This window comes from Streptomyces sp. NPDC091682 (genome assembly GCF_044756625.1).
Lineage (GTDB): Bacteria > Actinomycetota > Actinomycetes > Streptomycetales > Streptomycetaceae > Streptomyces.
The window spans coordinates 88,067-110,621 of sequence record NZ_JBIVTH010000014.1 but is presented as its reverse complement, the minus strand read 5'-3'; the positions used below and the strand labels follow the sequence as shown (position 1 = coordinate 110,621).

25 protein-coding genes are annotated in these 22,555 nt (G+C 71.1%); 15 read left to right on the top strand and 10 right to left on the bottom strand.

What is annotated here, in order from left to right:
• Nucleotides 1-415 precede the first annotated feature (415 nt).
• Both ACIQK6_RS29315 and ACIQK6_RS29310 read right to left on the bottom strand, forming a co-directional pair.
• Entirely contained in the window at nucleotides 416-1,720 is a 1,305-nt protein-coding gene (locus tag ACIQK6_RS29315) for a hypothetical protein (RefSeq protein WP_329104457.1), read from the bottom strand.
• A gap of 138 nt (nucleotides 1,721-1,858) precedes the next feature.
• A complete protein-coding gene (locus tag ACIQK6_RS29310) occupies nucleotides 1,859-2,251 on the bottom strand; it encodes a hypothetical protein (RefSeq protein ID WP_329104459.1) in 393 nt (130 codons plus the stop codon).
• Nucleotides 2,252-2,675: 424 nt separating this feature from the next.
• Here ACIQK6_RS29310 and ACIQK6_RS29305 point away from each other — a divergent pair, with 424 nt between their 5' ends.
• The 3 genes from ACIQK6_RS29305 to ACIQK6_RS29295 all read left to right on the top strand — a co-directional run bounded on the left by ACIQK6_RS29305 (nucleotide 2,676) and on the right by ACIQK6_RS29295 (nucleotide 5,287).
• Nucleotides 2,676-3,185 carry a helix-turn-helix transcriptional regulator gene (locus tag ACIQK6_RS29305; RefSeq protein ID WP_329104461.1) on the top strand — a complete coding sequence of 170 codons (510 nt, stop codon included), beginning with the start codon at nucleotides 2,676-2,678 and terminating at the stop codon, nucleotides 3,183-3,185.
• A gap of 397 nt (nucleotides 3,186-3,582) precedes the next feature.
• On the top strand, nucleotides 3,583-3,744 hold the full coding sequence (locus ACIQK6_RS29300; RefSeq protein ID WP_329104464.1) for a hypothetical protein: 162 nt from the start codon (nucleotides 3,583-3,585) through the stop codon (nucleotides 3,742-3,744).
• A gap of 1,207 nt (nucleotides 3,745-4,951) precedes the next feature.
• Nucleotides 4,952-5,287 carry a hypothetical protein gene (locus ACIQK6_RS29295; protein WP_402695731.1) on the top strand — a complete coding sequence of 112 codons (336 nt, stop codon included), beginning with the start codon at nucleotides 4,952-4,954 and terminating at the stop codon, nucleotides 5,285-5,287.
• A 13-nt stretch (nucleotides 5,288-5,300) separates the two neighbouring features.
• Here ACIQK6_RS29295 and ACIQK6_RS29290 read toward each other — a convergent pair whose 3' ends face one another.
• The 3 genes from ACIQK6_RS29290 to ACIQK6_RS29280 form a co-directional block, all read right to left on the bottom strand.
• Nucleotides 5,301-5,558, bottom strand: coding sequence for a transposase (locus ACIQK6_RS29290; protein WP_402695780.1), 258 nt, complete (start codon nucleotides 5,556-5,558; stop codon nucleotides 5,301-5,303).
• Between the two features lie 313 nt (nucleotides 5,559-5,871).
• Nucleotides 5,872-6,750: an undecaprenyl-diphosphate phosphatase gene (locus tag ACIQK6_RS29285; RefSeq protein WP_329104468.1), complete on the bottom strand. Its 879-nt coding sequence runs from the start codon at nucleotides 6,748-6,750 to the stop codon at nucleotides 5,872-5,874.
• Between the two features lie 47 nt (nucleotides 6,751-6,797).
• Nucleotides 6,798-7,526: a TVP38/TMEM64 family protein gene (locus ACIQK6_RS29280; protein ID WP_329104470.1), complete on the bottom strand. Its 729-nt coding sequence runs from the start codon at nucleotides 7,524-7,526 to the stop codon at nucleotides 6,798-6,800.
• Nucleotides 7,527-7,575: 49 nt separating this feature from the next.
• Between ACIQK6_RS29280 and ACIQK6_RS29275 the strand changes: the two genes are divergently transcribed.
• The 5 genes from ACIQK6_RS29275 (at nucleotide 7,576) to ACIQK6_RS29255 (ending at nucleotide 11,588) form a co-directional block, all read left to right on the top strand.
• Nucleotides 7,576-8,292 (top strand): DNA alkylation repair protein, encoded by a 717-nt coding sequence (locus ACIQK6_RS29275; protein ID WP_329104472.1) that lies wholly within the window; start codon nucleotides 7,576-7,578, stop codon nucleotides 8,290-8,292.
• Between the two features lie 52 nt (nucleotides 8,293-8,344).
• Complete coding sequence (locus ACIQK6_RS29270; protein ID WP_329104474.1) at nucleotides 8,345-8,479, top strand: hypothetical protein; 135 nt, start codon at nucleotides 8,345-8,347, stop codon at nucleotides 8,477-8,479.
• 89 nt (nucleotides 8,480-8,568) lie between these two features.
• Complete coding sequence (tuf, locus tag ACIQK6_RS29265) at nucleotides 8,569-9,750, top strand: elongation factor Tu (protein ID WP_329104476.1); 1,182 nt, start codon at nucleotides 8,569-8,571, stop codon at nucleotides 9,748-9,750.
• Between the two features lie 88 nt (nucleotides 9,751-9,838).
• Nucleotides 9,839-10,696, top strand: a complete 858-nt coding sequence (locus tag ACIQK6_RS29260; RefSeq protein WP_329104479.1) for a patatin-like phospholipase family protein — start codon at nucleotides 9,839-9,841, stop codon at nucleotides 10,694-10,696.
• A gap of 100 nt (nucleotides 10,697-10,796) precedes the next feature.
• Nucleotides 10,797-11,588: a fused MFS/spermidine synthase gene (locus ACIQK6_RS29255; RefSeq protein ID WP_329108125.1), complete on the top strand. Its 792-nt coding sequence runs from the start codon at nucleotides 10,797-10,799 to the stop codon at nucleotides 11,586-11,588.
• A 39-nt stretch (nucleotides 11,589-11,627) separates the two neighbouring features.
• Here the strand turns inward: ACIQK6_RS29255 and ACIQK6_RS29250 are convergent, their stop codons facing one another.
• Both ACIQK6_RS29250 and ACIQK6_RS29245 read right to left on the bottom strand, forming a co-directional pair.
• Complete coding sequence (locus ACIQK6_RS29250) at nucleotides 11,628-12,959, bottom strand: MFS transporter (protein ID WP_329104481.1); 1,332 nt, start codon at nucleotides 12,957-12,959, stop codon at nucleotides 11,628-11,630.
• A 66-nt stretch (nucleotides 12,960-13,025) separates the two neighbouring features.
• A complete protein-coding gene (locus ACIQK6_RS29245) occupies nucleotides 13,026-14,063 on the bottom strand; it encodes a hypothetical protein (RefSeq protein ID WP_329104483.1) in 1,038 nt (345 codons plus the stop codon).
• A gap of 96 nt (nucleotides 14,064-14,159) precedes the next feature.
• On the opposite strand from ACIQK6_RS29245, the gene ACIQK6_RS29240 reads away from it, so the two are divergent.
• The 5 genes from ACIQK6_RS29240 to ACIQK6_RS29220 all read left to right on the top strand — a co-directional run bounded on the left by ACIQK6_RS29240 (nucleotide 14,160) and on the right by ACIQK6_RS29220 (nucleotide 18,936).
• Complete coding sequence (locus ACIQK6_RS29240) at nucleotides 14,160-14,612, top strand: DUF4442 domain-containing protein (protein WP_329104485.1); 453 nt, start codon at nucleotides 14,160-14,162, stop codon at nucleotides 14,610-14,612.
• Nucleotides 14,613-14,690: 78 nt separating this feature from the next.
• Nucleotides 14,691-14,891, top strand: coding sequence for a DUF2191 domain-containing protein (locus ACIQK6_RS29235; protein ID WP_329104487.1), 201 nt, complete (start codon nucleotides 14,691-14,693; stop codon nucleotides 14,889-14,891).
• 115 nt (nucleotides 14,892-15,006) lie between these two features.
• Nucleotides 15,007-17,517 (top strand): glycoside hydrolase family 3 C-terminal domain-containing protein, encoded by a 2,511-nt coding sequence (locus ACIQK6_RS29230; protein WP_329104489.1) that lies wholly within the window; start codon nucleotides 15,007-15,009, stop codon nucleotides 17,515-17,517.
• Between the two features lie 58 nt (nucleotides 17,518-17,575).
• Complete coding sequence (locus tag ACIQK6_RS29225) at nucleotides 17,576-18,247, top strand: DedA family protein (protein WP_329104491.1); 672 nt, start codon at nucleotides 17,576-17,578, stop codon at nucleotides 18,245-18,247.
• Nucleotides 18,244-18,936, top strand: a complete 693-nt coding sequence (locus ACIQK6_RS29220; RefSeq protein ID WP_329104493.1) for an ankyrin repeat domain-containing protein — start codon at nucleotides 18,244-18,246, stop codon at nucleotides 18,934-18,936. The genes ACIQK6_RS29225 and ACIQK6_RS29220 overlap by 4 nt, the downstream gene beginning before the upstream one ends.
• Here the strand turns inward: ACIQK6_RS29220 and ACIQK6_RS29215 are convergent.
• Nucleotides 18,933-19,478 (bottom strand): gamma carbonic anhydrase family protein, encoded by a 546-nt coding sequence (locus tag ACIQK6_RS29215; RefSeq protein WP_329104495.1) that lies wholly within the window; start codon nucleotides 19,476-19,478, stop codon nucleotides 18,933-18,935. The genes ACIQK6_RS29220 and ACIQK6_RS29215 overlap by 4 nt on opposite strands.
• Nucleotides 19,479-19,616: 138 nt before the next feature.
• Between ACIQK6_RS29215 and ACIQK6_RS29210 the strand changes: the two genes are divergently transcribed.
• Complete coding sequence (locus ACIQK6_RS29210) at nucleotides 19,617-20,408, top strand: acyltransferase (RefSeq protein WP_329104497.1); 792 nt, start codon at nucleotides 19,617-19,619, stop codon at nucleotides 20,406-20,408.
• Between the two features lie 19 nt (nucleotides 20,409-20,427).
• Here ACIQK6_RS29210 and ACIQK6_RS29205 read toward each other — a convergent pair whose 3' ends face one another.
• Nucleotides 20,428-21,294, bottom strand: coding sequence for an EamA family transporter (locus ACIQK6_RS29205; RefSeq protein ID WP_402695730.1), 867 nt, complete (start codon nucleotides 21,292-21,294; stop codon nucleotides 20,428-20,430).
• Between the two features lie 107 nt (nucleotides 21,295-21,401).
• On the opposite strand from ACIQK6_RS29205, the gene ACIQK6_RS29200 reads away from it, so the two are divergent.
• Nucleotides 21,402-22,025, top strand: coding sequence for an XRE family transcriptional regulator (locus ACIQK6_RS29200; protein WP_329108127.1), 624 nt, complete (start codon nucleotides 21,402-21,404; stop codon nucleotides 22,023-22,025).
• Between the two features lie 2 nt (nucleotides 22,026-22,027).
• Here the strand turns inward: ACIQK6_RS29200 and ACIQK6_RS29195 are convergent, their stop codons facing one another.
• On the bottom strand, nucleotides 22,028-22,432 hold the full coding sequence (locus tag ACIQK6_RS29195; protein WP_327734403.1) for a CoA-binding protein: 405 nt from the start codon (nucleotides 22,430-22,432) through the stop codon (nucleotides 22,028-22,030).
• Nucleotides 22,433-22,555: the final 123 nt, after the last annotated feature.

The window sequence follows — 22,555 nt, the reverse complement described above, 5'->3', positions numbered from 1 at the left end:
CCGGTGTCTTCGGCCCAGCCCCCGACGTCTTCGGCCCAGCCTCCGGGATCTTCGGCGCAATGTTCGCCGCGCCGGAAGGACCGGAAGGACTGGAAGGATCGGAAGGATTGGAAGGGTCGGAAGGACTGGAAGGACCGGAAGGATTGGAAGGGTCGGAAGGACCGGAAGGATCAGCTTCCCGCCCCGGGAGCTGCTTGAGCCCGGTGGCCTTGCCCTCCGGAGGCTTCCTGATGCCCTCCTTGTGGCCGAGGCTCTTGGCCCCGCGACCCTGCCGAGGTACCCCCTGACTCACCGACGTGTCCGGCCGGTCCTTCGTCGTCCCCTTCTTGGAGCTCCGATTCGGTTGGTCGGCGGCCATGCTGTTTTCCTTTCCGGCTCAATCCAGGTAGCAGGGTGCGACACTTCCCCGCCGCACTCAGTGGAGCGTTGTGAGGAAGTCCTTGTCGTCGCGAATGGTGCTGTTGGACTGCACGTCTCGCAGGCTCACGTCCAGTCGGAGTAGGTCGAGGGAGAGATCCGACTGGTACTTGGACTTGTTCCCTGAGTAGTTCTGATAGGCCTGTGAAAGGTTGTTCATGATGTTCATGAGCGGACGCATCGTCACGTCAGAGGACTGGTAGTCCTTGGTGAGGCTGGTGCCGTCCGAGAGAATCCACTGCATGTCCGAGATCTGCTGGCTCGTCGGATCTGAGCCCTCGTCACGCTTCTTGGTGAAGAGCTGGGCGTAGCTCTGTCCGGCTGGCGTCAGGGCATCGAGGTAGCCGTCGTAGACGTTGCCCGTACGCCAGTTGAGGTCGAAGCCGCCGGGGGCGACGTGCTTGGTCTGCAGCGCCAGCGTCGAGACGCCGTCCTTTGCCTCGGTTGCGGAGGCACCCGTGATCTTGTCGGCGGCGATCGAGGCCGGAACGGTCGGCGGACGCAGGAACAACCCGTCGATCTTCGTCGTCTGCAGGTCGGACGTATAAGACCGGATCTGCGTCAGATTCGCGCGCATCTCGACGAGCTTCTGGTCCAGGGCGTTCCTGGCCTCGGTCTCCTTCGCCTTGAGTGCGACCCCGTAGTAGGCCTGCGCGGGATCGAAGGTCGGAGCGTTGAGCGCCGCGATCTTCTGGACCCCGGACGCGCCGGGGTTGAAGAAGACCCGCCACTGGTCGTACTTGGAGAAGGTCTCGTCGCCGGCCAGCTTTCCGCTGCTCTGCTTCTGCTCCGCTTTGGGCGTGGTGAGTTCGGCATTCGCACGGACCGTCAGATTCAACACCTGGCGGTCGAAGGGCCGGTCGGCGTTCAGGAGGACCCCGATGTAGCCGGTCGAGCCGAAGGCGTAGAGGGAGCCCTTGATCCCGCTGGTGCTGACCGGCTCGGTGTTGAGCGAGGTGTCCGACCCGAGCAGGAACGCCCTGTAGTCCGCGGCGTTGTACGAGATCTGAGCGGTCGGGCTGAAGTGCATCATCACGAGCGCCTTGTTGCCGCTCTCGTTGGTGTAGACCCCGTCTACGGTGCCTTCGAGATTCGTCTTCGACGTTTTGAAGTCGCTGGTGTACAGCGCCGTCTGCGACAGCGAGTCACGCTCCGCCTGGTATGCCGAGACCCCTGATGCGCTGATCGTGATCGCGCCCGTGACCGCGAAGATGCTGAAGAACACCCCGAAACGCTCGATCGCGTGGTGCGAGTCAAGCTTGAACTTCCTACTGAAGGCCAGCGCCTTGTCCTTGATCCCCATGTTCTGCTCTCTTTCGCGCGTGCACCGTGCCGTGAGCCCGGATATGGCGAACCGGGTCGGAAGAGGCCTGGCGCCTCAACCGACCCGGTTCGCTCGATGCCTTTGTCACCGTTCGTGTGCGCAGTCCGTGACGGCCTCCTACTTGGAAGGGCCGCTCAGGAATCCGCTGAGCTGGTCGACGGTCTGCACGATCACCGTGGCGCCGCCGAGATCCGTGATGGTCTTCTGGCCGCCGGAGCCGATCGTCGAGATCAGCGTCCACCCGCCGGTGCTCAAAGCTCCGCCGACGAGGATGAGGAGCGCGATCGTGCCCCAGCCCTGCTGTTGGCCAGCGGACTGCGGGTTGGCCATCAGCTTCTTGATCAAGAGCACGCCGCCCCAGACCAGGCCGACAACACCGAGCAGCATGAGTACAGAGCCTCCCCAGAGCTGGACCTGGGACTTGGCGTTCGTCAGGAAGCTGGTCAGGTCCCAGGCGGCGCTCGGCAGGGATGCCTGTGTGAGGACGGCTGCCCCGTAGGTGTTCGGCATACTTCTTTCCTCTCGCCTTTCGATTCATTCAGTGACGTGACGTCGAGTCGCAAGGCAGCAAGCTCGGACTGCCTACCACGGCAGGTGGCGATAGGAGCTGAAGTCATCGACGGGATCCGTCGACTCCTCTTGCTGACTCGTATACGTGTGCATCTTGAGTGGTCAATCTACACCATTCGAATGGTAGGGCGTAGGGGCGCGCTAGGGTCTATCGATAGACTGCCGAAAGAGGCCCGGAAGTGGGGTGGGTCGACGTTGCGGCGCGTGGCCGTGGAGGTGCGGCGGGCGCCTGTGGAATCCGCAGTGCGAGATGTATGATGTGCTGATCTAGCACTGCCGCGACGCTGGCCAGCTCGATTCCGAGGTGGGCCGCCCCCACCTACCCCCGTCGATCGCGATCTTGACCAGGAAGTGCCAAACCGCCATGAACCCACTGCCCGGTGACCTTTTCGCCCGCCGGCTTCGTCAAGAGCGCGAACGCCTCGGCATCAGCCAGGCAGAGCTAGCGCGCCGTATGGCCGCACTGCTCGGCACGAACGTTGACTCCACCGCCATCACGCGCATCGAGCAGCAGACCCGTGCGGTCAGACTCGACGAGGCGGTCACCGCTGCCGAGGCTCTCGGGGTTCCGCTGATCACACTGGTCAGCGACAACTACGCCCGGGCAAACGAGGCTGAGATCCAGAAACAGCTCGCCGAGCTCGCCATCGCCGAGCAGGAGCAGGAGAGGCTGCGGCAGAAGATCCACCGGATCACCCAGACCATCCAGCAACTCTCCGCCGAGCGGGAGGCCTTCCGCTCTCACGCGCGGAGCGTCAACCCTGAAACCGCCGGCGACCACGAGCTCGGCCCTGCGCCCCAGGCCTCTCTCGACGTCCGGATGCGTGTTGTCCGCAACAAGCCGGCCGGAGAGGGTGCAGGCCTAGGCACATGACGCTGTTGCGGGCGGTCGGGTTGAACCTCCGGTCGCAGACGTTCACCGTCTCGGTTTCCGCCATCGGCCGGACTGCGTGATCTCCCCGGTGCTCGCGTGTTCCGCCTTACCTGGGCGACATGACCGTGGGGGCGTCGCCCGCAGCAAGGAGTGGACGACCAAGGTCCGCGCTGCTGATCAGCCCCGCGTGGCCGGCGGCGCCGAAGACGTGCGCGTCGAGTTGGCCCTCGTACGGCTGCCGCATGACCGTCCGCCGACGCGCATCGTCCTGGTTGGCCTTCGGCCGGCCACGGGCCCATGGATCCGTCGATCAGATGTAGCTCAAGGCCGTGCAGCCGCACGGCCGCAGTGTCTTGCATCGCCGAGACCGTCGGGCGGTGCGGATAGGATCGTAGGTATGGGAATTGACTGGGAAAACATACTCGGCGCAAGCGGGAACGGCCTCGACGAGGCATACGACAGTGCGGTCTCCTCGGTCGTCTATAGCGAGGACCCGGGGGACGACGATCGGACACTCCCAATCGGCGAAGAGTTCGACGACACGGATGGCCTGCGCTGACCTGAGGTCACACACAGCAACTGCCCGATGAGCCGGGGTTCTTGTTGGGCTTGGTCCGCTTTGACGGGCATTGGGGATCAGAGGCTTCTGCCCCGGAGCGAACCGGTGGTCAAGCGTGACATCGGCAACCTCGCCTCGCCGTCCGGATGAGCGCGCCACGGGTAGCGATCAGAGATGTAGTCAATCCAAGGGATGAGGAGACGGCCACCTGGGCCTGCGTACCCGGAGCGCAGCCCCGGTCTCCCAGGACTGGGCCCATGCGTTCGGCTCGCTATTCGTGACCTCGGCAGCCGATGGGCCTTGCCCTCGCGGTCAGTTCTTCCTCGGCTGTGCCCTCGGTGCGTACTGTAGTGACATCGTGCACCCGGCCTGGGCGGATCGCCCCGGGCCACCGCTCCCGACCCTGCTCCTCGCTCGTGGAGGGCGAGACTCCGAACAGCGCCGCGAGCACCCCGTGCGACAGCGCCCAGCGCAACACCACCAAGATCACCAGCACCCGGTCCACGAAGACCAGTTGGTGATCCGGACCAGCCCCGGCCGCCCGCAATCGGCCATGGCCACGCCGTTCGGTCAGCTCAGACTCTCGGGCTGCGGTCCACGGCCCGGCCAACTCTCGGACACCAGGGCGGCTGCCGGAGCCTGACCACCGACGCCCCGATGCGACGTCGCGAGGATCGCAGGGCGCATGGATCCGGTGCAGTTCCATCAGCCCAAACCCTCTGCCGAGAAGTTCCCCGCCGATGGCTGTGCCCACGCCTCGGCGGGTGCTCGTGCGTTGCGCCGCCTTGACCATGTCGACCCGGGTGGCCTTCTACCGTTCAACCGGGAGCCGTTGGTACTCCGCCGCGCGCCGGGGTGTGTTGGGCTCCTCCATGAGTCGTCGGATCGCCGTGTTGATCCGCGCGGCAGCAGGGCGCAGCCGACCGTGAGGTGCCTGGCGGGCGAGGGCATGGATGAATCGCACGGGCCCGCACCGACAACGGCCACCGAGCTCCGCCCTCGATGGCGCAACTCGGCCGACTCCTCGGCGGGGTGGTTCCGGCGAGGGCGTGGACGGGCTCGCAGAGACGGCGCGGAGCGTGGGGTATGAGTTCCAGGCCAAGCAGTTCGAGCGGGCCGGCTACACGGTGACCTTCCCGTGGCCTCCCCAGGGCACTCGGGAGCGGGGAGTGATGATCGTGTCCCGCCTCGCGCGATGATGTGACGCATGGATGCTGCTGAAGACCCTGTAGCCATGGTTGCGTGTCTGCGGGAGGAACATCGGAACGAGCCGTGGAACCCCAGGTGGAACGACCTTGAGGTGATGGGCGTCGATCTGGTGTCGCTCGACACCAGGCTGGAGGGCTGCACGTACACGTGGGTCGCCAACGACGGTTCCCTCCACGAGAAGGGGATGGCCACTGTGAGGCTCATCCTCAACCAGCTTGAGAAGGTCCTTCCCGAGCTCGCTGAGGATGACAACCCTCAGGTCTGGCATCGGTTGCAACGGATGGCTCAGCTCATAGTGGCCCACAACATCCGACCGACAGAGGAGAGTTCCTAGGAGCTGTCGTCGGTCACGGACGGAGCCAGATGACGAGGCTCGCTGCCGTGACCGTGCCGAGGAAGACGTAGGCCTTGTCCGCGGCGAGGCTGTCCGGCTTCTTACGGGGCCTACCCGTCCCGAGCCGAGGTGCGCGGATCTTCTCCAGCACCGGTTTGAACTGGGTGCAGTCCGCTCGCTGCCCTGGTGTGACGATCAGGGACAGCGGACGGCCGCGGCCATCCGCGCTCAGGTGGAGCTTGGTCGTGAACCCGCCGCGCGAGCGGCCCAGGCACTACTAGCCGTTGGACCACCTTCCGAGCCCGGGTGGCCACCGTGACCGTGGAAACCGCCACGGGACCCCTGGAGGCCCTCGGGGCGTACGTGCCGTCCCGCGGGAGCAGACGGAGGCGCACGTCGTACGGAAGGGCCCGCACGGCTTGCCGTGCGGGCCCTTCCGTGTCATCCCTCGACTTGCGGACGCGCACGCCGTCGGGGGAGTGCGTCCTGCCTCCCAGGTGGGAGACGAGAGGGGGATGATCATGGCGTGGTGATGCGGTCAGGCGCTGGGAAATGCTGGATGGTGCTCCATGCGCGGCCCGGGATCAGGACCCGGACTCACCCGCGTGCGGGCTCAGCACGTCCGTGCCGATCAGCACGAACAGCACGATGCCCAGGAGGATCCGGTAGATCACGAAGGGCATGAAGCTCTTGGTCGAGATGAACTTCATGAACCAGGCGATCACGGCGTAGCCCACGAAGAAGGCGATCACCGTCGCGAAGATCGTCGGACCCCAGGAGATGTGACCCGGGTTCTCCGCCACGTCCTTGATCTCGAACGCCCCCGAGGCCAGCACGGCCGGGATCGCGAGGAGGAAGGAGTAACGGGCGGCGGCCTCGCGGGTGAAGCCGAGCAGCAGACCGCCGGAGATCGTCGCGCCGGACCGGGAAACGCCCGGGATCAGGGCCATCGCCTGGCAGACGCCGAAGATCAGACCGTCCTTGACGCCCAGCTGCTGGAGCGTCTTGCGCTCGCGGATGGCGCGGTGGCGGCCGCCCTCCTCGTCGCGGGCGGCCAGTCGGTCGGCGACGCCGAGCACGATGCCCATCAGGATCAGGGTGGTGGCCGTCAGGCGCAGGTCACGCGCCGGGCCCACGATCGCGTCCTTGAAGACGAGGCCGAGGACGCCGATCGGGAGCGAGCCGACGATCACCAGCCAGCCCATCTTGGCGTCCTGTTCGGAGCGCAGGGCCTTCGTGTAGAGCGAGCGGAACCAGGTGGAGACGATCCGCGCGATGTCCTTGCGGAAGTAGATCAGCACGGCGGCTTCGGTGCCGATCTGGGTGATGGCGGTGAAGGCCGCTCCTGGGTCGTGCCAGCCGGCGAACGCCGCGGTCAGCCGCAGGTGGGCGCTGGAGGAGATCGGGAGGAACTCCGTAAGCCCCTGGACGAGACCGAGGATTAGGGATTCGAACCAGCTCATGTCGGGGTGCGCTCGTCCTTGTGATCGTCGGGCAGTTCCGTCCGATGCTATGGCCCGTGCGAAGCGCCACTGACCACAGGGGGGTGCTCGGGCGTCGGCTCGGGCACCGGAGCCGGTGTCCGAGGGGGTACCAGGCGGTGCCGCTTGCGCCATCCGACGACCGCGCCGCCCACCACGGTGACCACGATGAAACCGAAGGAGACGAGGAACGCGGGCGATCCGGGGGAGGCGGCGCTGGCCCCCGCGACCACGTACGCGGCCGTGTTCGGGACGACACCGATCGCCGTGGCGAGGAGGAAGGGGACCCAGCCGCACCGCGACACCGCGGCGCAGTAGTTGGCCACCTGGAAGGGCAGTCCGGGGAAGATCCGGACGGCGAGCATCGAGCGGAAACCGTGCCGGCTGAGCTGGCCGTCGGCCGCCTGGAGCCAGCGCCCGCGCAGGAACGGTCGCAAAGCCTCCTGGCCCAGGATCCGGGCCAGACCGAAGGAGATCGCGCCGCCGAGGACCGTGCCGCCGACCGCCGCGACAAGGCCGAACTGGGTGCCGAAGACGGCTCCCGCGGCCAGATTGAGCAGGGGGCGCGGCACGAAGGCAGCGGTGCACACACCGTACGCGGCTGCGAACAGCAGGACCGCCGTGCCCACCGGGAGCCCCGGGGGCCAGCCCTCCGAGAGGATGCGCTGGGGTTCGTACAGCAGCACGCACACGCCGGCCGCGACGAGCAGCACGACGAGCACCGCCAGCCGGGTCCGCGGCGCGAGGAGGAGGGACATCCCGGGAGACTAGCCCACGTATACGGCGGTGCGCCGTAATCTGGGCCTCATGCTGTCGAACGACCGGCGACCCCCGCGGGTTCCCCGCAGCGCCCTCGCGGACACCCTGGTGGAGCGACTGACCGGGGCGTACGCGGCGGCCGCCGATCCCGTGCGGGCCCGGTCCATGGCCGCGTACATGAAGGACGTCGCGCCCTTCCTCGGCATCCCCACCCCGCTGCGCCGGGACCTGTCGAAGACCGTGACCAAGGACACTCCACGACCCTCCGAGGCGGACTGTGCGGCGCTCGCGCTGCGCTGCTGGCAGCTCCCGGAACGCGAGTACCACTACTTCGCGGTGGACTACCTGCGCCGCCACGTCTCCCGCTGCTCCGCCGGCTTCCTGCAGGTGGCCCGGCACCTGGTCGTCACCGTCCCCTGGTGGGACACCGTCGACCTGCTGGCCGCGCACACGGTCGGCCCCCTGGTGGCCGCCGACCCGGAACTCGCGGACGTGATGGACGAGTGGATCGAGGACGACGACCTCTGGCTCGCCCGCACCGCGCTGCTCCACCAGCTCCGCTTCAAGTCCGCCACCGACACCGGACGGCTCTTCGCCTACTGCCGCCGCCGGGCCGACCACCCGGACTTCTTCGTGCGCAAGGCCATCGGCTGGGCCCTGCGCGAGTACGCGAAGACGGACCCCGAAGCGGTCCGCGCCTTCGTCGAGGCCGAACGCGGCTCCCTGGCCCCCCTGTCCGTGCGAGAGGCGCTCAAGAACATCTGACCGCGCCGTAATTCGTTCGACGCGCCCCGGACCGTCCGGCAGGATCAGGGGCATGAACCGGTACGCCTTCCTCGCAGTGCGGTCCGCAGTCGCGGACGCGCCGAAGGCTGCCGTCAACGCGGGCGCACCGGCAGGCGCACCCGCCCACGCACCCGTCCTCGCCGCGTTCGACGGCGCACGAAGCTGACCCTTCCCGGATCGTCCGGCGGACCCCACAGGGGGAGGGTCGGCTCGACCTCGGGGTCCCGTTCCAGCTTCCAGACACGGGAATCAACCATGGCCAAGACGGCCTTCGTGCGCACCAAGCCGCACCTCAACATCGGCACCATGGGTCACGTCGACCACGGCAAGACCACCCTCACCGCCGCCATTACCAAGGTCCTCGCCGAGCACGGCGGCGCCTCCTTCGTGCCCTTCGACCGCATCGACCGGGCCCCCGAGGAGTCCCGGCGCGGCATCACCATCAACCTCACGCACGTCGAGTACGAGACGGAGACCCGGCACTACGCCCACGTGGACATGCCCGGTCACGCCGACTACATCAAGAACATGGTCACGGGCGCCGCCCAACTCGACGGCGCGATCCTCGTCGTCTCCGCGCTCGACGGGGTCATGCCACAAACCGCCGAGCACGTGCTCCTCGCCCGGCAGGTCGGCGTCGACCACATCGTCGTGGCGCTCAACAAGGCCGACGCCGGCGACCCCGAGCTGACCGACCTGGTCGAGCTGGAGGTCCGCGAGCTGCTCACCGCGCACGGATACGGCGGTGACGGCGCGCCGGTCGTACGGGTCTCCGGACTCGGGGCGCTGGAGGGCGACCCGCGGTGGACGGAGGCGATCCAGGCGCTGCTGGACGCGGTGGACACCTACGTACCGACCCCGGTGCGCTACACGGACGCGCCGTTCCTGCTGCCGGTGGAGAACGTGCTGACCATCACCGGACGCGGGACCGTCGTGACCGGCGCCGTCGAGCGCGGCACCGTACGCCTCGGGGACCGCGTGGCGGTCCTCGGCGGCGACGGCGAGCCGGCCGAGACGGTCGTCACCGGGCTGGAGACCTTCGGGAAGCCGATGGAGTCCGCCGAAGCCGGGGACAACGTCGCGCTGCTGCTGCGCGGCGTGCCGCGCGACGGCGTGCGCCGCGGGCACGTGGTGGCCGCGCCCGGCAGCGTGACGCCGCAGCGCCGCTTCACCGCTCAGGTGTACGTGCTCTCCGGGCGCGAGGGCGGCCGTACCACACCGGTCGCCAGCGGCTACCGGCCGCAGTTCTACATCCGCACCGCCGACGTGGTGGGGGACGTGGACCTGGGGGAGGTCGCCGTGGCCCGGCCCGGGGAGACGGTCACCATGACCGTCGAGCTCGGCCGTGACGTCCCGCTGGAGTCCGGGCTCGGCTTCGCGATCCGAGAGGGCGGGCGGACCGTGGGCGCGGGGACGGTGACGGCCGTACTGGGCTGAACGCCCGATCGGCACCCCACTGTGGTGGCGGCAGGACGGCTCGGCCAGACTGCCGTCACCACAGGCATGCGCGAAGGGGCGGGCGGAGATGGGCGGCGACACGGCACTGGTGCTCGGCGGCGGCGGACTGACCGGCGTCGGCTGGGAGTGCGGAATGCTCCACGGGCTCGCCCGCGCGGGCGTGGACCTGACCACCGCGGACCTGGTGGTCGGCACTTCCGCCGGCTCGGTGGTCGGTGCCCAGCTCACCTCCGGACTGCTCAGCGTGCAGGAGCTGTACGAGCGCCAGCTGGGCGACGCCTCGGCGGAACCCGTGGCGAAGCTGGGGGCGGCCGTCATCGCCCGGTACGCCCTGGCGATGGCGCGCTCGCGCAGCGACGCCGCCGCCTACCGCAGGCGGGTGGGAGCCATGGCCCTGGCCGCGGACACCGGCTCGGAGGCGGAACGCCGCAAGGTCCTGGCCGCCCGGCTGGTCTCCCACGAATGGCCCGAGCGGCGGCTGGTGGTCACCGCGGTGGACGCGCTCACCGGTGAGCTCGAGGCGTTCGAGCGGGGCAGCGGCTGCGGGCTGCTCGACGCGGTCTCGGCGAGCTGCGCGGTACCGGGGGTGTGGCCGCCGGTGACGGTCGCGGGTCGTCGCTTCATCGACGGCGGGATCCGCTCCGCCACCAATGCCGACCTCGCCGCCGGTTACGACCGGGTGGCGATCCTCGCCCCGATCTCGCTCGGTTCCGCACTGGTGCCCTCGCCGTCCGTGCAGGCCGACCGTCTGCGGGCGGCGGGGGCGCGGGTCCTGCTGATCACCCCGTCGCCGGCGGCCCGCAAGGCCTTCGGGCGCAACGTGCTGGATCCGGCGCGGCGGGACCCGGCGGCCCGGGCGGGCCTGGCACAGGCCGAGGAGCACGCGGCGGAGGCGGCGGCGGTCTGGTCGGTCGGGGCTGCCTGACGGCTGTTCGAAACCCGTCCGACCGCTGTCGGACAATGGAGCGGTGAGCGACGAACAGATCCCGGTCGTCCGGGACGTGGGCCAGGGCACCGCCAAACTGATGCCGGACGTGGACCGGGACCGGGCCTGGCTGCTGACCGTCGACGGGGCCCCGCAGTCGTACGTGGACCTGGACGATCCGCAGCACCTGGAGTTCGAGTACGTGCGCCGCCTCGCGCACGTACTGGACTGCGCCGCCGAGCCGGGGCTCGCGCTGGACCTCCTGCACCTCGGCGGCGGCGCGCTCACCCTGCCGCGCTACGCCGCGGCCACCCGGGCCGGCTCCCGGCAGACGGTCGTCGAGTTCGATGCGGGCCTGGTCGACCTGGTGGCCGGGCACCTGCCGCTCGCGGTGGACTCCGGGGTCACCGTGCACACCGCCGACGCCCGCGCCTGGCTGGAGGCCGCGCCCGCGGCGAGCGCGGACGTGGTGGTGGCCGATGTGTTCGGCGGCTCGCGGGTGCCGGCGCAGCTGACGTCGGTGGAGTACGCCCGGGCGGCCGCGCGGGTGCTGCGGCCCGGCGGGTTGTACGCGGCGAACCTGGCCGACGGCGCGCCCTTCGACTTCCTGCGGGCGCAGGTGGCCAACTTCTCCGAGGCGTTCACGGAGCTGGCGCTGCTCGCAGAACCGGCGGTGCTGCGGGGGAGGCGGTTCGGGAACGCCGTACTGCTGGCCTCCGACGCCCCGCTGGAGGTGGGGGCGCTGGCCCGGAGGTGCGCGGCCGACGCGTTTCCCGCCAGGGTGGAGTACGGGGACGGTCTGGCCCGGTTCAGGAAGGGTGCGGCGCCGGTGGCCGACGCGGACGCGGCCCCTTCCCCGGCGCCGCCGGAGGGTGCGTTCAGCCTGGGGTGAGCGGCCGGGGTCAACGGTGCGCCAGTGGCCGACGGCGCGTCAGTGGCCGACGGCGCCGGCGGGCGTCTGCTCGGCCGGGGCCGCGGCCGTAGGGGCCGAGGCCGCTCCGGCGACGGGTTTGCCGTGTGCCCTGCGCGTCATGCGGCGGACGTCGGGGACCAGCAGGACGAGCGCGGTGGGCACGATGACCAGGACCGCGCAGCCCCACAGGGCCTGGGTGCGCCCGAAGGCCGCTTCGGCGGGCCCGGCCAGGGCGGTGGCGACGGGAAGCATCGACACCGAGCCGAACCAGTCGTAGGCGGTGACCCGGGAGAACTTCTCCTCCGGGATCTCCTGGTGCATCGCGGTCATCCAGTTCACGCCGAAGACCTCGATCGCGGCGCCGCTGACGAACATCACCGCGCACAGCCCCCATACGGGCAGCGGCACGGCGAGTCCCGCCGAAGGCAGTGCCAGCGGGAACACGCACAGGGTGCCGACGAGCAGCAGCCGGCGCGGTTTCCACGCCATCATCAGGACCGCTCCGGCGATGGTGCCGACGCCGAAGAAGGCCAGGGCCACGCCCCAGGGTGCGGGCCCGCCCAGTTGCTCCCGGGCGACCAGTGGTCCGTAGACCGCGTCGGCGGCGCCGACGACGGCCACCACGACGGAGAACTGGAGCACGATGCTCCACAGCCAGGGGCGGCTGCGGACCTCCACCCAGCCCTCGCGCAGATCGGACAGCAGGCCGCCGCCGGGGACCCGGGCGGGCACGTGGCTGACGTCGAGGAAGGCCCGGAGGGCGCCGGCGACGGCGAAGGCCGCCGCGTCGGCGGCCAGGACCCAGCCCGGGCCCACCACGGCGATCATCGCTCCGCCGAGGGCCGCGCCGCCGATGCCGGCGCCGTTCATCGCCATGCGGAAGAGCGCGAAGGCCCGGTTGGAGTGTTCGCCGGAGACGGTGGAGAGCAGCATGCCCTCGGCCGCGGGATTGAAGAAGGCCGTACCGGTGCCGCACAGCGCGGTGAGCAGCATCATCTGCCACAGCTGGGGTTCGCCCGTGAGGACGAGGACGGCGAAGGCGGCCTGCGAGAGGCAGTTCACGACATTGGCCGCGACCATCACCCGGTGGCGGGGCAGCCGGTCGGCGAGGGCGCCGCCGATGAGCAGGAAGAGGACGAGCGGCAGCGTGCGGGCGGCCGCGATCAGGCCCACGTCGCCGACGGACCCGCCGGCGTCCATGACCGCGAAGGCGGCCGCGATGTGCGCTCCGTGGCTCCCCAGGTTCGTGATGATCGCCGCACCCGTGAGCAGGCTGTAGTTGCGGCCGGCCCAGTCGGGTCGGCGGCGGTTCGCGGGCGTACGGGGTGCTGCGGTGCGGGGAGAGCTCACCCAGGGACTATCCCCGCCCCGGGCCGAGAATCCAAACGGATTGCCGGCTCGGGGCGGGACGCGGGATCACGGGGTGGTGAGCCGGATGGAGCTGAGGACCTTGTCGGAGATCTCGGTCGGAACCTCGTCCTTCACGCCGGCCGCGGTGATGAGCACGAAGCTGGCGAAGTCACCGACGGCGTTCTTGAAGCCGAAGCCGACCGCCTTGCCGTCGGTGGAGCACTTGTGCTCCTTCTTCAGGTTCGGAGCGGTCGCCACCACCGTGTGGCCCTTTATCCCGGAGGCGGTCGTGAACTCCTTGGCGGCCTCCACCTTCACCGTCCCCTTGGGCTCCTTCTGGGCGAAGGCCGCCCAGACCCAGGCGCCGGTGTTGTCGGTCGCCACCTGCGCGGTGTCCTTGGCGCCCTGGCCGCCCTTGACGCCGGTGTCCGCGACCGAGAACTTCTCGACCCTGCCGTCCGCGTCCTTGTCGACCGTGCACCACTCCTCCTTGAGGGTGGCGGTGCCGGTCATCGTGATGATCGGACTGCCATCCTTCTTCACCTCGTCGGAGATGGAGAGGATCCCGCCGGATTCGTGGACGTTCCACTCGGGGGGCACGTCGTAGCTGACGTTGTACTTCGTGTTGACCACGACCTTCCAGCCCGGGATGACGGGCTGGGCGTTGCCGCCGGCCCGCGGGTTCGGGCTGCTGCCGGCCGGGGCGGGTGACTCGGAGGCCGGCGCCGAGGGGCTGGCCGCCGGCTTGCCGTCGGCCTCGGTCTTCTTGTCGTCTCGGGTCAGCACGAACGCGCCGGTCGCGGCGGCCACCACGACGACGGCGGCCGCGGCGACGATCGCCACGGTCTTGGTCGAGTACGAACTACCGCCGCCGCCGGCTGCGGCGGTGGGCTGGGGCTGCTGGGGCATCTGGGGCGGGCCCCATTGCTGGCCGGGAACGCCCTGGGGCTGCTGGTACCCCGGCTGCTGCGGGTATCCGTAACCGGGCTGCTGCTGGTACGGGTTCGGCTGTCCCGGCTGTCCCGGCTGCTGCTGGTACGGGTTCTGTTGCGCGTCCTGAGGGTTCTGTTCGCCCCCGGGCGGCTGCTGCTGTCCTGGCCACATGGCCGGTAACGATAGTGGCCGTGGCCGTGGGGAGCCACGGCCGCCCCCTTGCGAGCCCTGGTCAACGAGGACTACTCGCGGGTAACATCGCGTTCCATGAGCGCAGATCAGATGAACGTGGGCGAACTGCTCGCCGCGACCGTACCGATGGCCCGGACCCTGAACCTCCAGTTCCTGGAGACCACCCCCGAGCGCGCGGTCGTCCGGCTCCCGGACCAGCCCGACTACCACAACCACGTCGGTGGCCCGCACGCCGGCGCGATGTTCACCCTCGCCGAGTCCGCGAGCGGCGCGATCGTCCTGGCCGCCTTCGGCGACCAGCTCTCGCGCGCCGTCCCGCTCGCCGTGAAGGCCGAGATCGGCTACAAGAAGCTCGCCAAGGGCGTCGTGACCGCCACCGCCACCCTCGGCCGCCCGGCCGCGGATGTCATCGCCGAACTCGACGCCGGAGGCCGCCCCGAGTTCCCCGTGACCATCGCCATCCAGCGCGAGGACGAGGCCGTGACCGGCGAAATGACGGTCGTCTGGACCTTGCGTCCCAACGCGTGACGACCGGCGGACGCCAACCCCTGCGGCCACGGGCCGGCACCTTCTAGGGTCCGTCGCACGACGACGGACGGAACGCCCGTGGCGAAGGTCGACATCGGCCTCGACGCCGAGCTCGTGGTGGAGGTGACGGTGCTCGCCGGAGTCGGCTCGACTCAGGACCCGGTGGAGGCCCTCGTACGGCACCACGACGCGCGCGGCCACCGCACCGGGGCACGGGTGCGGCGCCGGGACGAGACCCTGCGCGGCACCGACGGCGCACCGCCACTGCCGGAGGGCTGAACCTCGGCGCCGCGATGGCGCGTCCCGACCGACCCGGCGGGCGCGCGACGCACAGTGGGCGCGGGAGCGGTCCGGCGCGGGCCGCTCCCGCCGACCCACGCCGCAGGGAGCGCCCATGAGCGAGGCCGTGTCGAGACGTTCCGCGATGCGACTGCTCGCGGCGGCGGGCACGGCGGGCACGGCCATCGGAGCGGGCGCCTGTGCGCCCGGGGTGCCGCCGGGCGCGGGAGCCCGTAAGGCGCCGCCCGCCGCACCGGCCGCCGCCGAGGCCACGGGCGCCGCGCGCATCGACGCCCTGCTGCAGCGGCTCACGCTCGACGAGAAGACCGCCCTGCTGCACGGCGCCCCCGATCCCGCCCCCCTCGGCCAGGCGGGTTACGTGCCCGGCGTACCGCGCCTGGGCATCCCGGCGCTGCGCCTCGCCGACGGGCCCGCCGGGGTACGGGTCGCCAGACCCGCCACCGCGTTGCCCGCGCCGGTCCTGCTCGCCTCCGCCTTCGACCCGGCCCTGGCCCGCGAGTACGGCCGTGTCATCGGCCGCGAGGGCCGCGCGCTCGGCCAGGACGTCCTGCTGTCGCCCATGGTCAACCTCATCCGCACCCCGTACGCGGGCCGGAACTTCGAGACCTTCGCCGAGGACCCGCACCTGACCGCCGACCTGGTGGCCGAGATGATCCGCGGCATCCAGGACGAGGGCCTCATCGCCACCGTCAAGCACTTCGCCCTCAACAACCAGGAGCACGGCCGCGACACCGTCGACGCGATCGCCACCGAGCAGACCCTCCACGAGACCGAGCTACGGGGCTTCGAAGCCGCCGTGGCGGCCGGCGCGGGCGCCGTCATGGGCGCCTACAACAAGGTCAACGGCGTCCACGCCTGCGAGAGCAAGGCGCTGCTCGACGAACTGTTGCGCGGCAGCTGGGGGTTCGACGGCTGGGTGATGTCCGACTGGGACGCCACCCACAGCACGGTCGCCGCCATCGGCGCCGGACTCGACATGGAGATGCCCGGCGGCACCCACTTCGGCGGACCGCTGCGCGAGGCGGTGCGCGGCGGCTCCGTACCGGAGGCCGCCGTCGACCTCGCCGTCCACCGGATCCTGACCACCATGGACCGCTTCGGACTGCTCACGGCCCCGCCCGCCGCCCGGCCCTCGCGCGACGCCGCCGCCGGAGCGCGCACCGCCCGCAAGGTGGCCACCGCCGGAGCGGTGCTCCTGCGCAACGAACACGGCACCCTGCCCCTGAGCGGAGCCGCCGCCCGCTCGATCGCGGTGATCGGACCGACCGGCCGGGTGCCCTTCGTCAGCGGTGGTGGCAGCGCCCACGTGGTCCCCGACGGGGCGGCCGCCCCGCTCACCGCCATCCGGCGACGGGCCGGCGACGGCTCGACCGTCCGCTACGCCCTCGGCGAGGACCTGTACGGGCGGCGGCTCCCCGCGAAGCTGCTGACCCCGGCCGCCGACCTGGAGGAGCGGGTCGTGGACCCCGGGCGCGTCTGGAGCCACGAGGGAGAGTTCCGCCTCGAGGCCGACGACGAGTGGACCCTGCTCGTCCACTACACCGGGAAGCGGCCCGTCGTACGCCTCGACGGGGAGGAACTGTTCCCCGTCCGGCAGGGCGTGGCCGAGTACTTCGCCGGCGGACTGCTCGGCTCCGCACCCGACGGGATGAGCATCCGCCGCACCACCCTCGCCCTCAAGGCGGGCGCCCACCGGCTCGCCGTGACCGCCGAGGGCGGGGACAAGGGCCAGCGCTTCCGGCTCCGGCGCACCACCGCGGCGATCCGCGCCGCGGACCTCGCCGAGGCCGTGAAGGCCGCCAAATCGGCCCACAGCGTGGTGCTGTTCGCCTACGAGGACGCCACCGAGGGTCGGGACCGGACCTCCCTGGCCCTCCCCGGCGGGCAGGAGCGGCTGATCGAAGCGGTGACCGCCGCCAACCCCCGTACGACCGTCGTGCTCAACACCTCCTCCAGTACGACGATGCCGTGGCTCTCCCGTACCGCGGCGGTCCTCCAGATGTACTACCCGGGCCAGGAGGGCGCAGGAGCCACCGCAGACCTCCTCTTCGGGGACGCGGACCCCGGAGGGCGCCTCACCCAAACCTTCCCGGCCGACGCGCAGGCCACCCCGGTCGGCGGCGACCCGCTGCGCTACCCGGGCGTGGGCGGCCGGCAGGAGTACTCCGAGGGCATCCACGTCGGCCACCGCTGGTACGACGCCCAGCGGGTGACTCCGCTGTTCCCCTTCGGGCACGGGCTCTCCTACACCACCTGGCAGTACGAGAAGCTCACCGTCCGTCCGGAGCGGGCCGGGCTGCGCGCGGAGTTCACCGTCCGCAACACCGGGCGCCGCAAGGGCACCGAGGTGGCCCAGGTGTACGTGGGGCCGTCCGCGGAACTGGAGCTCGACCAGCCGGTGCGCGCGCTGGCCGGCTACCGGCGACTGGTCCTGGCGCCGGGCGAGGCGGAGCGCGTCACCGTCCACATCAGCGAGCGGGCGCTGTCGTCGTGGGACCCGGAGCGGCACGCCTGGGTGCTGGGTTCCGGCCGACGGCAGGTGTTCGTGGGCCGTTCGTCGCGCGAACTGCCACTGAGGTCCAGGGCGGTCGTGGCGAGCCGATAGGCTGCCCGTTCGGCGTGTCACAGGGGGCGCGCCGAGGACGACACGGGAGGACGTACCGGTGCACATCCAGGAATGGCTGGAGACGATTCCGGCGGTCAGCATCTATCTCCTGGTGGGTCTGGTCATCGGGCTGGAAAGCCTCGGCATCCCGCTGCCGGGAGAGATCATCCTGGTCAGCTCGGCGCTGCTGGCCTCGCAGCACGGGGAGATCGACCCCGTGGTCCTCGGACTCTGCGCGATCACCGGGGCGATCGTGGGCGACTCGATCGGCTACGCCATCGGCCGCCGGGGCGGCAAGCCGCTGCTGGACAAGCTGGGCCGGCGCTTCCCCAAGCACTTCGGACCCCAGCAGGTGGCGCTGGCGGAACGCTCCTTCGAGAAGTGGGGCATGTGGGCCGTCTTCTTCGGACGGTTCGTGGCCCTGCTGCGGATCTTCGCCGGGCCGCTGGCGGGCGTGCTGCACATGCCCTACTGGCGCTTCCTGGTCGCGAACGTCCTCGGCGGCATCCTCTGGGCCGGCGGCACCACGGCCGTCATCTACTCGGTGGGGATCGTCGCCGAGCCGTGGCTGAAGCGGTTCTCCTGGCTGGCCCTGGCGCTCGCCGTGCTGTTCGGGCTCGCCGTGACGCTCGTGGTGCGCAGCCGGATGAAGAAGGCGGCCGCGGCCGCCGGGGCCGCCGACGCGGAGATCCCCGCGCAGCAGACGGCTCGGGCCGCCGTCGGCGAATGACGGCAGCGGAGCGACCGGAGCCGGATTGGTCGGACGAGGGCCGGGAGGACCACTACAACCCGCTGGCGAACGGCCTGGGGCGCGCCGCCGAGGCCGGGGACACGGACCTGATGCGGCGCCTGCTGGCCGAGGGGGCCGAGGCCGACGCCTGGGTCCCCGGCGGACGGCGGGCCCTGGACCTGGCCGTGTGCGCCGGACAGGTGGAAGCCGTCAGGCTCCTCCTCGCGGCCGGCGCCGACCCCCGGCTCGACGCCGGCCCCTACGGCGAGGCGACGCCGCTGGCCCTGGCCGCGATGCACGGGTACACGGACGTCGCCCGAGCCCTCCTCGACGCCGGCGCCCCACCGGGCGGCGCCGCGGGCGGGCTGCGCTACGTGCCGCTGATCCTGGCGGCCGCCTCCTGGGAGGGTGGGAGCCCGGAGACCGTGGACCTGCTGCTGGACCGGGGCGCCGACATCGAGGAGATGAAGCGGGGTTGCACGGCACTCGACTGGGCCGCCCGCCAAGGCTGCCCGGCCACGGTGGAACGGCTCCTCGAGCGGGGCGCCACCCTTACCGAGCGGACCTTCCGGGAAGGGGCCACGGGACAGAGGTCCACCGGCAGCACGAGTCCGGGCCCCGGCACGCGCCACGCCGAGTACGAGGCCGTCAGGGCGCTGCTCGTGGCCGCGTGGGAGGCCCGGAACTAGCCTTCCGGCGTTACCGAGGCGCGGTGCTGCTTGGCCAGTTCCCCGTACATCAGGGCGTTGACCTTGATGCCCTCGCGCTCCTCGTCGGTCAGTTCGCGGCGCACCTTGGCGGGCACGCCCGCCACCAGCGAGCCGGGCGGGACGACCATGCCCTGCGGGACCAGGGCCTGCGCGGCCACCAGCGAACCGGCGCCGATCACCGCGCCGTTCAGCACGGTCGCACCCATGCCGATCAGACAGTCGTCCTCGACGGTGCAGCCGTGCACGACGGCGTTGTGGCCGATGGAGACGCGCTCGCCGATCGAGACCGGGAAGCCGGGGTCCACGTGCACCGTGCAGTTGTCCTGCACGTTGCTGTCGGCGCCGAGCGTGATCGGGCCGCAGTCGGCGCGCAGCACCGCCGAGTACCAGATGCTCGCGCCCGCGGCGAGGGTGACATCGCCGACCACGACCGAGGTCGGAGCCGTGAAGGCCGTCGGGTCGATGTCTGGGTTCTTGCCGCCGACACCCGCCACGAGTGCCTGGGCCACCTGGTGCGTCATGTTCTCTTCCTCTGCGTCCGTCGTCCGGTTGCCGCGCTCACAGCACCGTAGGCCACGCGGGCCGCCGTACCGGCGATGGGGTGAAGATCACAGGAGTGTGGCCGGGGCGAGCGGCACCCGGCGCACTACCGTGGCCGGGTGCCGAAGAAACAGAACACGTTCTCATCGCTGACGGCCGCGCGCCGCCGGCTGGCGAGCCGCGTGGTCCACACCGGCTGGCGCTGGATGCAGCAGGCCGGCGCGGTCACCGCGCAGACCCCTGGGCGGCTCAGGTTTGGTGCGATCGGGGACGGAACCCGGCTCGCCTTCCCGCAGGGCACCGTCTTCGGCGAGCGGTGGATCCGGCTCGGCGGGCACTGCATCATCGGCGAGCAGGTCACCCTCACCGCCGGGATGATGCCGGACCTCGACCTGGGGTCCGAGCCGATGCTGGTGCTCGGCGACGGGGTGGTCATAGGTCGCAACAGTCATGTCATCGCCGACGCCCGGATCACCATCGGCTCGAACACCTTCTGCGGACCCGGGGTCTACATCACGTCCACCAACCACAGCTACGACGACCCGCACGAGCCGATCGGCCGGCAGTGGCCGCGCAGCGCACCCGTGGAGATCGGTCCGGGGTGCTGGCTCGGCACCGGCGCGGTGATCCTGCCGGGCGCCCGCCTCGGCCGCAACGTGGTGGTGGCCGCGGGCGCCGTCGTACGGGGCGAGGTCCCGGACCACGCCGTGGTGGCGGGGGCGCCGGCGCGCATCGTACGGCGCTGGGAGCCGGAGACGGGCTGGCAGCCGCCGCTGCGTACGCCGACGCCGGTGCCGATCCCGGACGGGATGACCCCCGAGCAACTGCGCGGACTGGCCGAGCTGACGGAGGCCGAGCTCGCGGAGGCGGGGCTCACGGAGACGGAGCTCGCGGAGGCCGAGCACTCGTAGGGCCCGGCGACGGAGCCGCTCAGCCCGCGGCCAGAAGAACCGTTCCGGCGAGGGCCAGGCCGGCGCCCGCGGCCTGGACCGTGCGCAGCCGTTCCTTGAATACGGCGAAGGCGGCGAGCGCGGTGATCACCGGGTAGAGCGAGGACAGTACGGCGGCCATGGTCACCGGGCCGTTCTGGGCGGCTATGGAGTACGTGCCGTTCGCCGCGACGTCCGCGAGGCCGACGAAGGCCAGAGCGGGCAGCAGCCCCCACAGGAGCTTCGGGCCGGCGCCGGCCGGAAGGGCGGGTATGCCGCGCCGGGTCTGCGCCCACAGGGCGGCGCCGCCCGCGGCGACATTGGTGACCCGCTGCACGAACAGTGCGAGGAACAGTCCGGTGAGGGTGCTGGACGCCTCCGCGATCAGGGCCATCACCGCACCGAAGCCGAAGGCCGCGACCAGGGTGAGGACGACGGCCTGCCGCTGGACGGGCGCGCCCCGCAGCTCGGGGCCGCCCGCGAGCACGATGCCGACGACGGCCACCGCTATCCCCGCGAACTGGCTGAGGCCGGGCCGCTCGCCCAACATCAGCCCCGCGGTCACGGGCACGACCACGCCGAGGGAGCCCAGCGGCGAGACCACGCCCATCGGGCCGAGGGCCAGCGCCTTGTAGAAGCTGAGCATGGCGACCGGCCCGACGAGGCCCGCGCCGACCGCGAACCACAGCTGCGGACCGGCCTCCCGCCAGGCGCCGGTGCCGAGGACCACCGCGCCGAGTACGACCACGGCGACGACCTGCGAGACGACGACCACGGTGAGCGCCGGGATCCGGCGGGTCAGCAGCCCGCCGCCGAAGTCGGCGAGCCCCCACAGCACGGCTGTGGCCAGGGCGAAGAGGGCGGTCATGGGCGGGCCTCGCAGTACAGTGCGGTGAACGTGGGAGTGCAGCATCTAATACAGAACACGTTAGTGCACTCTGTTGGACTGTGTCATCCAGAATATTGGACGGAATGGTGTCGGACCTCGAAGAGCTCACCCAGGCGCTCGCCCAGAACCTCAAGCGGTGGCGCGGCGAACGCGGTTTCACCTTGGATTCCCTGGCGGCCCGCGCGGGAGTGAGCCGCGGGATGATCATCCAGATCGAGCAGGCCCGTACGAATCCCAGCCTGGGCACCACGGTCAGGCTCGCCGACGCGCTGGGCGTCAGCATCTCCGCGCTCCTCGACCACGACCGCGGCCCGCAGGTCCGCATCGTCCCGCCGGACCAGGCCGTCCGGATCTGGTCCAGCGAGGCGGGCAGTTCGACGACGATGCTGATCGGCACGGACGAGCGCGGGCCGATGGAGCTGTGGACCTGGCACCTGGTGCCGGGCGAGGGGACGGACTCCGTCCCGCACCCGTCCGGCACCATCGAGATGCTGCACGTCACGGCCGGTGAGCTGACCCTGGTGGTCGGCGAGGAGGAGTTCCGCGTACCGGCCGGGGCCGCGGCCGCCTTCGAGGCCAACGTCCCGCACTCCTACCGCAACGACGGTTCCGCGCCGATGGAGATGACCCTCGCGGTGTCCGTCCCACCGGTCTCGACGCCGCCGTCCGCCCATGCCCACGGCGGCGGCCCGGCGGCGTCCGCCGGTTAGGCCTACAGCGCCGGGATCTCGATCGCGGGGCAGCGGTCCATGACCATCGTCAGCCCCGTCTCGCGGGTACGGGCGTATGCGGCCTCGTCGATCACGCCCAGCTGGAACCAGACGGCCTCGGCGCCGACGGCGACGGCCTGGTCGGCCACCGGCCCGGCCAGCTCGCTGTTCACGAAGACGTCCACCACGTCCACCTTGAACGGGATGTCCGCCAGCGAGGCGTACCCGGGCTCACCGTGCACCGTCTCGGCCTTGGGGTGCACGGGGATCACGCGCTTGCCGAACCGCTGCAGTACGCGGGCCACCCCGTAGGCCGCGCGGTCCTGGTTGTTCGAGAGCCCCACCACGGCCCAGGTGTCGCCCAGCTCGGTGAGGATCTTGCGGATGGTTGCCGGATCGCCGTACACGTGTGCCGCCTCCTGATGCGCTACGAACCCGCCGACCCCGTCCGCTGCGTCTCCACCGCGTCGGACCGGCGCTCAGCCGCATCAACCGAAAACTCCCGGGCGCGATTCCCCGGGTCCGCTCTG

What these genes read in the sequence shown, in the direction of transcription:
- ACIQK6_RS29315 (WP_329104457.1), bottom strand. Translation starts at nt 1,720, where the DNA reads ATGGGGATCAAGGACAAGGCGCTGGCCTTCAGTAGGAAGTTCAAGCTT.
- ACIQK6_RS29310 (WP_329104459.1), bottom strand. Translation starts at nt 2,251, where the DNA reads ATGCCGAACACCTACGGGGCAGCCGTCCTCACACAGGCATCCCTGCCG.
- ACIQK6_RS29305 (WP_329104461.1), top strand. Translation starts at nt 2,676, where the DNA reads ATGAACCCACTGCCCGGTGACCTTTTCGCCCGCCGGCTTCGTCAAGAG.
- ACIQK6_RS29300 (WP_329104464.1), top strand. Translation starts at nt 3,583, where the DNA reads ATGGGAATTGACTGGGAAAACATACTCGGCGCAAGCGGGAACGGCCTC.
- ACIQK6_RS29295 (WP_402695731.1), top strand. Translation starts at nt 4,952, where the DNA reads ATGGATGCTGCTGAAGACCCTGTAGCCATGGTTGCGTGTCTGCGGGAG.
- ACIQK6_RS29285 (WP_329104468.1), bottom strand. Translation starts at nt 6,750, where the DNA reads ATGAGCTGGTTCGAATCCCTAATCCTCGGTCTCGTCCAGGGGCTTACG.
- ACIQK6_RS29280 (WP_329104470.1), bottom strand. Translation starts at nt 7,526, where the DNA reads ATGTCCCTCCTCCTCGCGCCGCGGACCCGGCTGGCGGTGCTCGTCGTG.
- ACIQK6_RS29275 (WP_329104472.1), top strand. Translation starts at nt 7,576, where the DNA reads ATGCTGTCGAACGACCGGCGACCCCCGCGGGTTCCCCGCAGCGCCCTC.
- ACIQK6_RS29270 (WP_329104474.1), top strand. Translation starts at nt 8,345, where the DNA reads ATGAACCGGTACGCCTTCCTCGCAGTGCGGTCCGCAGTCGCGGACGCG.
- tuf (WP_329104476.1), top strand. Translation starts at nt 8,569, where the DNA reads ATGGCCAAGACGGCCTTCGTGCGCACCAAGCCGCACCTCAACATCGGC.
- ACIQK6_RS29260 (WP_329104479.1), top strand. Translation starts at nt 9,839, where the DNA reads ATGGGCGGCGACACGGCACTGGTGCTCGGCGGCGGCGGACTGACCGGC.
- ACIQK6_RS29255 (WP_329108125.1), top strand. Translation starts at nt 10,797, where the DNA reads ATGCCGGACGTGGACCGGGACCGGGCCTGGCTGCTGACCGTCGACGGG.
- ACIQK6_RS29245 (WP_329104483.1), bottom strand. Translation starts at nt 14,063, where the DNA reads ATGTGGCCAGGACAGCAGCAGCCGCCCGGGGGCGAACAGAACCCTCAG.
- ACIQK6_RS29240 (WP_329104485.1), top strand. Translation starts at nt 14,160, where the DNA reads ATGAGCGCAGATCAGATGAACGTGGGCGAACTGCTCGCCGCGACCGTA.
- ACIQK6_RS29230 (WP_329104489.1), top strand. Translation starts at nt 15,007, where the DNA reads ATGAGCGAGGCCGTGTCGAGACGTTCCGCGATGCGACTGCTCGCGGCG.
- ACIQK6_RS29220 (WP_329104493.1), top strand. Translation starts at nt 18,244, where the DNA reads ATGACGGCAGCGGAGCGACCGGAGCCGGATTGGTCGGACGAGGGCCGG.
- ACIQK6_RS29215 (WP_329104495.1), bottom strand. Translation starts at nt 19,478, where the DNA reads ATGACGCACCAGGTGGCCCAGGCACTCGTGGCGGGTGTCGGCGGCAAG.
- ACIQK6_RS29205 (WP_402695730.1), bottom strand. Translation starts at nt 21,294, where the DNA reads ATGACCGCCCTCTTCGCCCTGGCCACAGCCGTGCTGTGGGGGCTCGCC.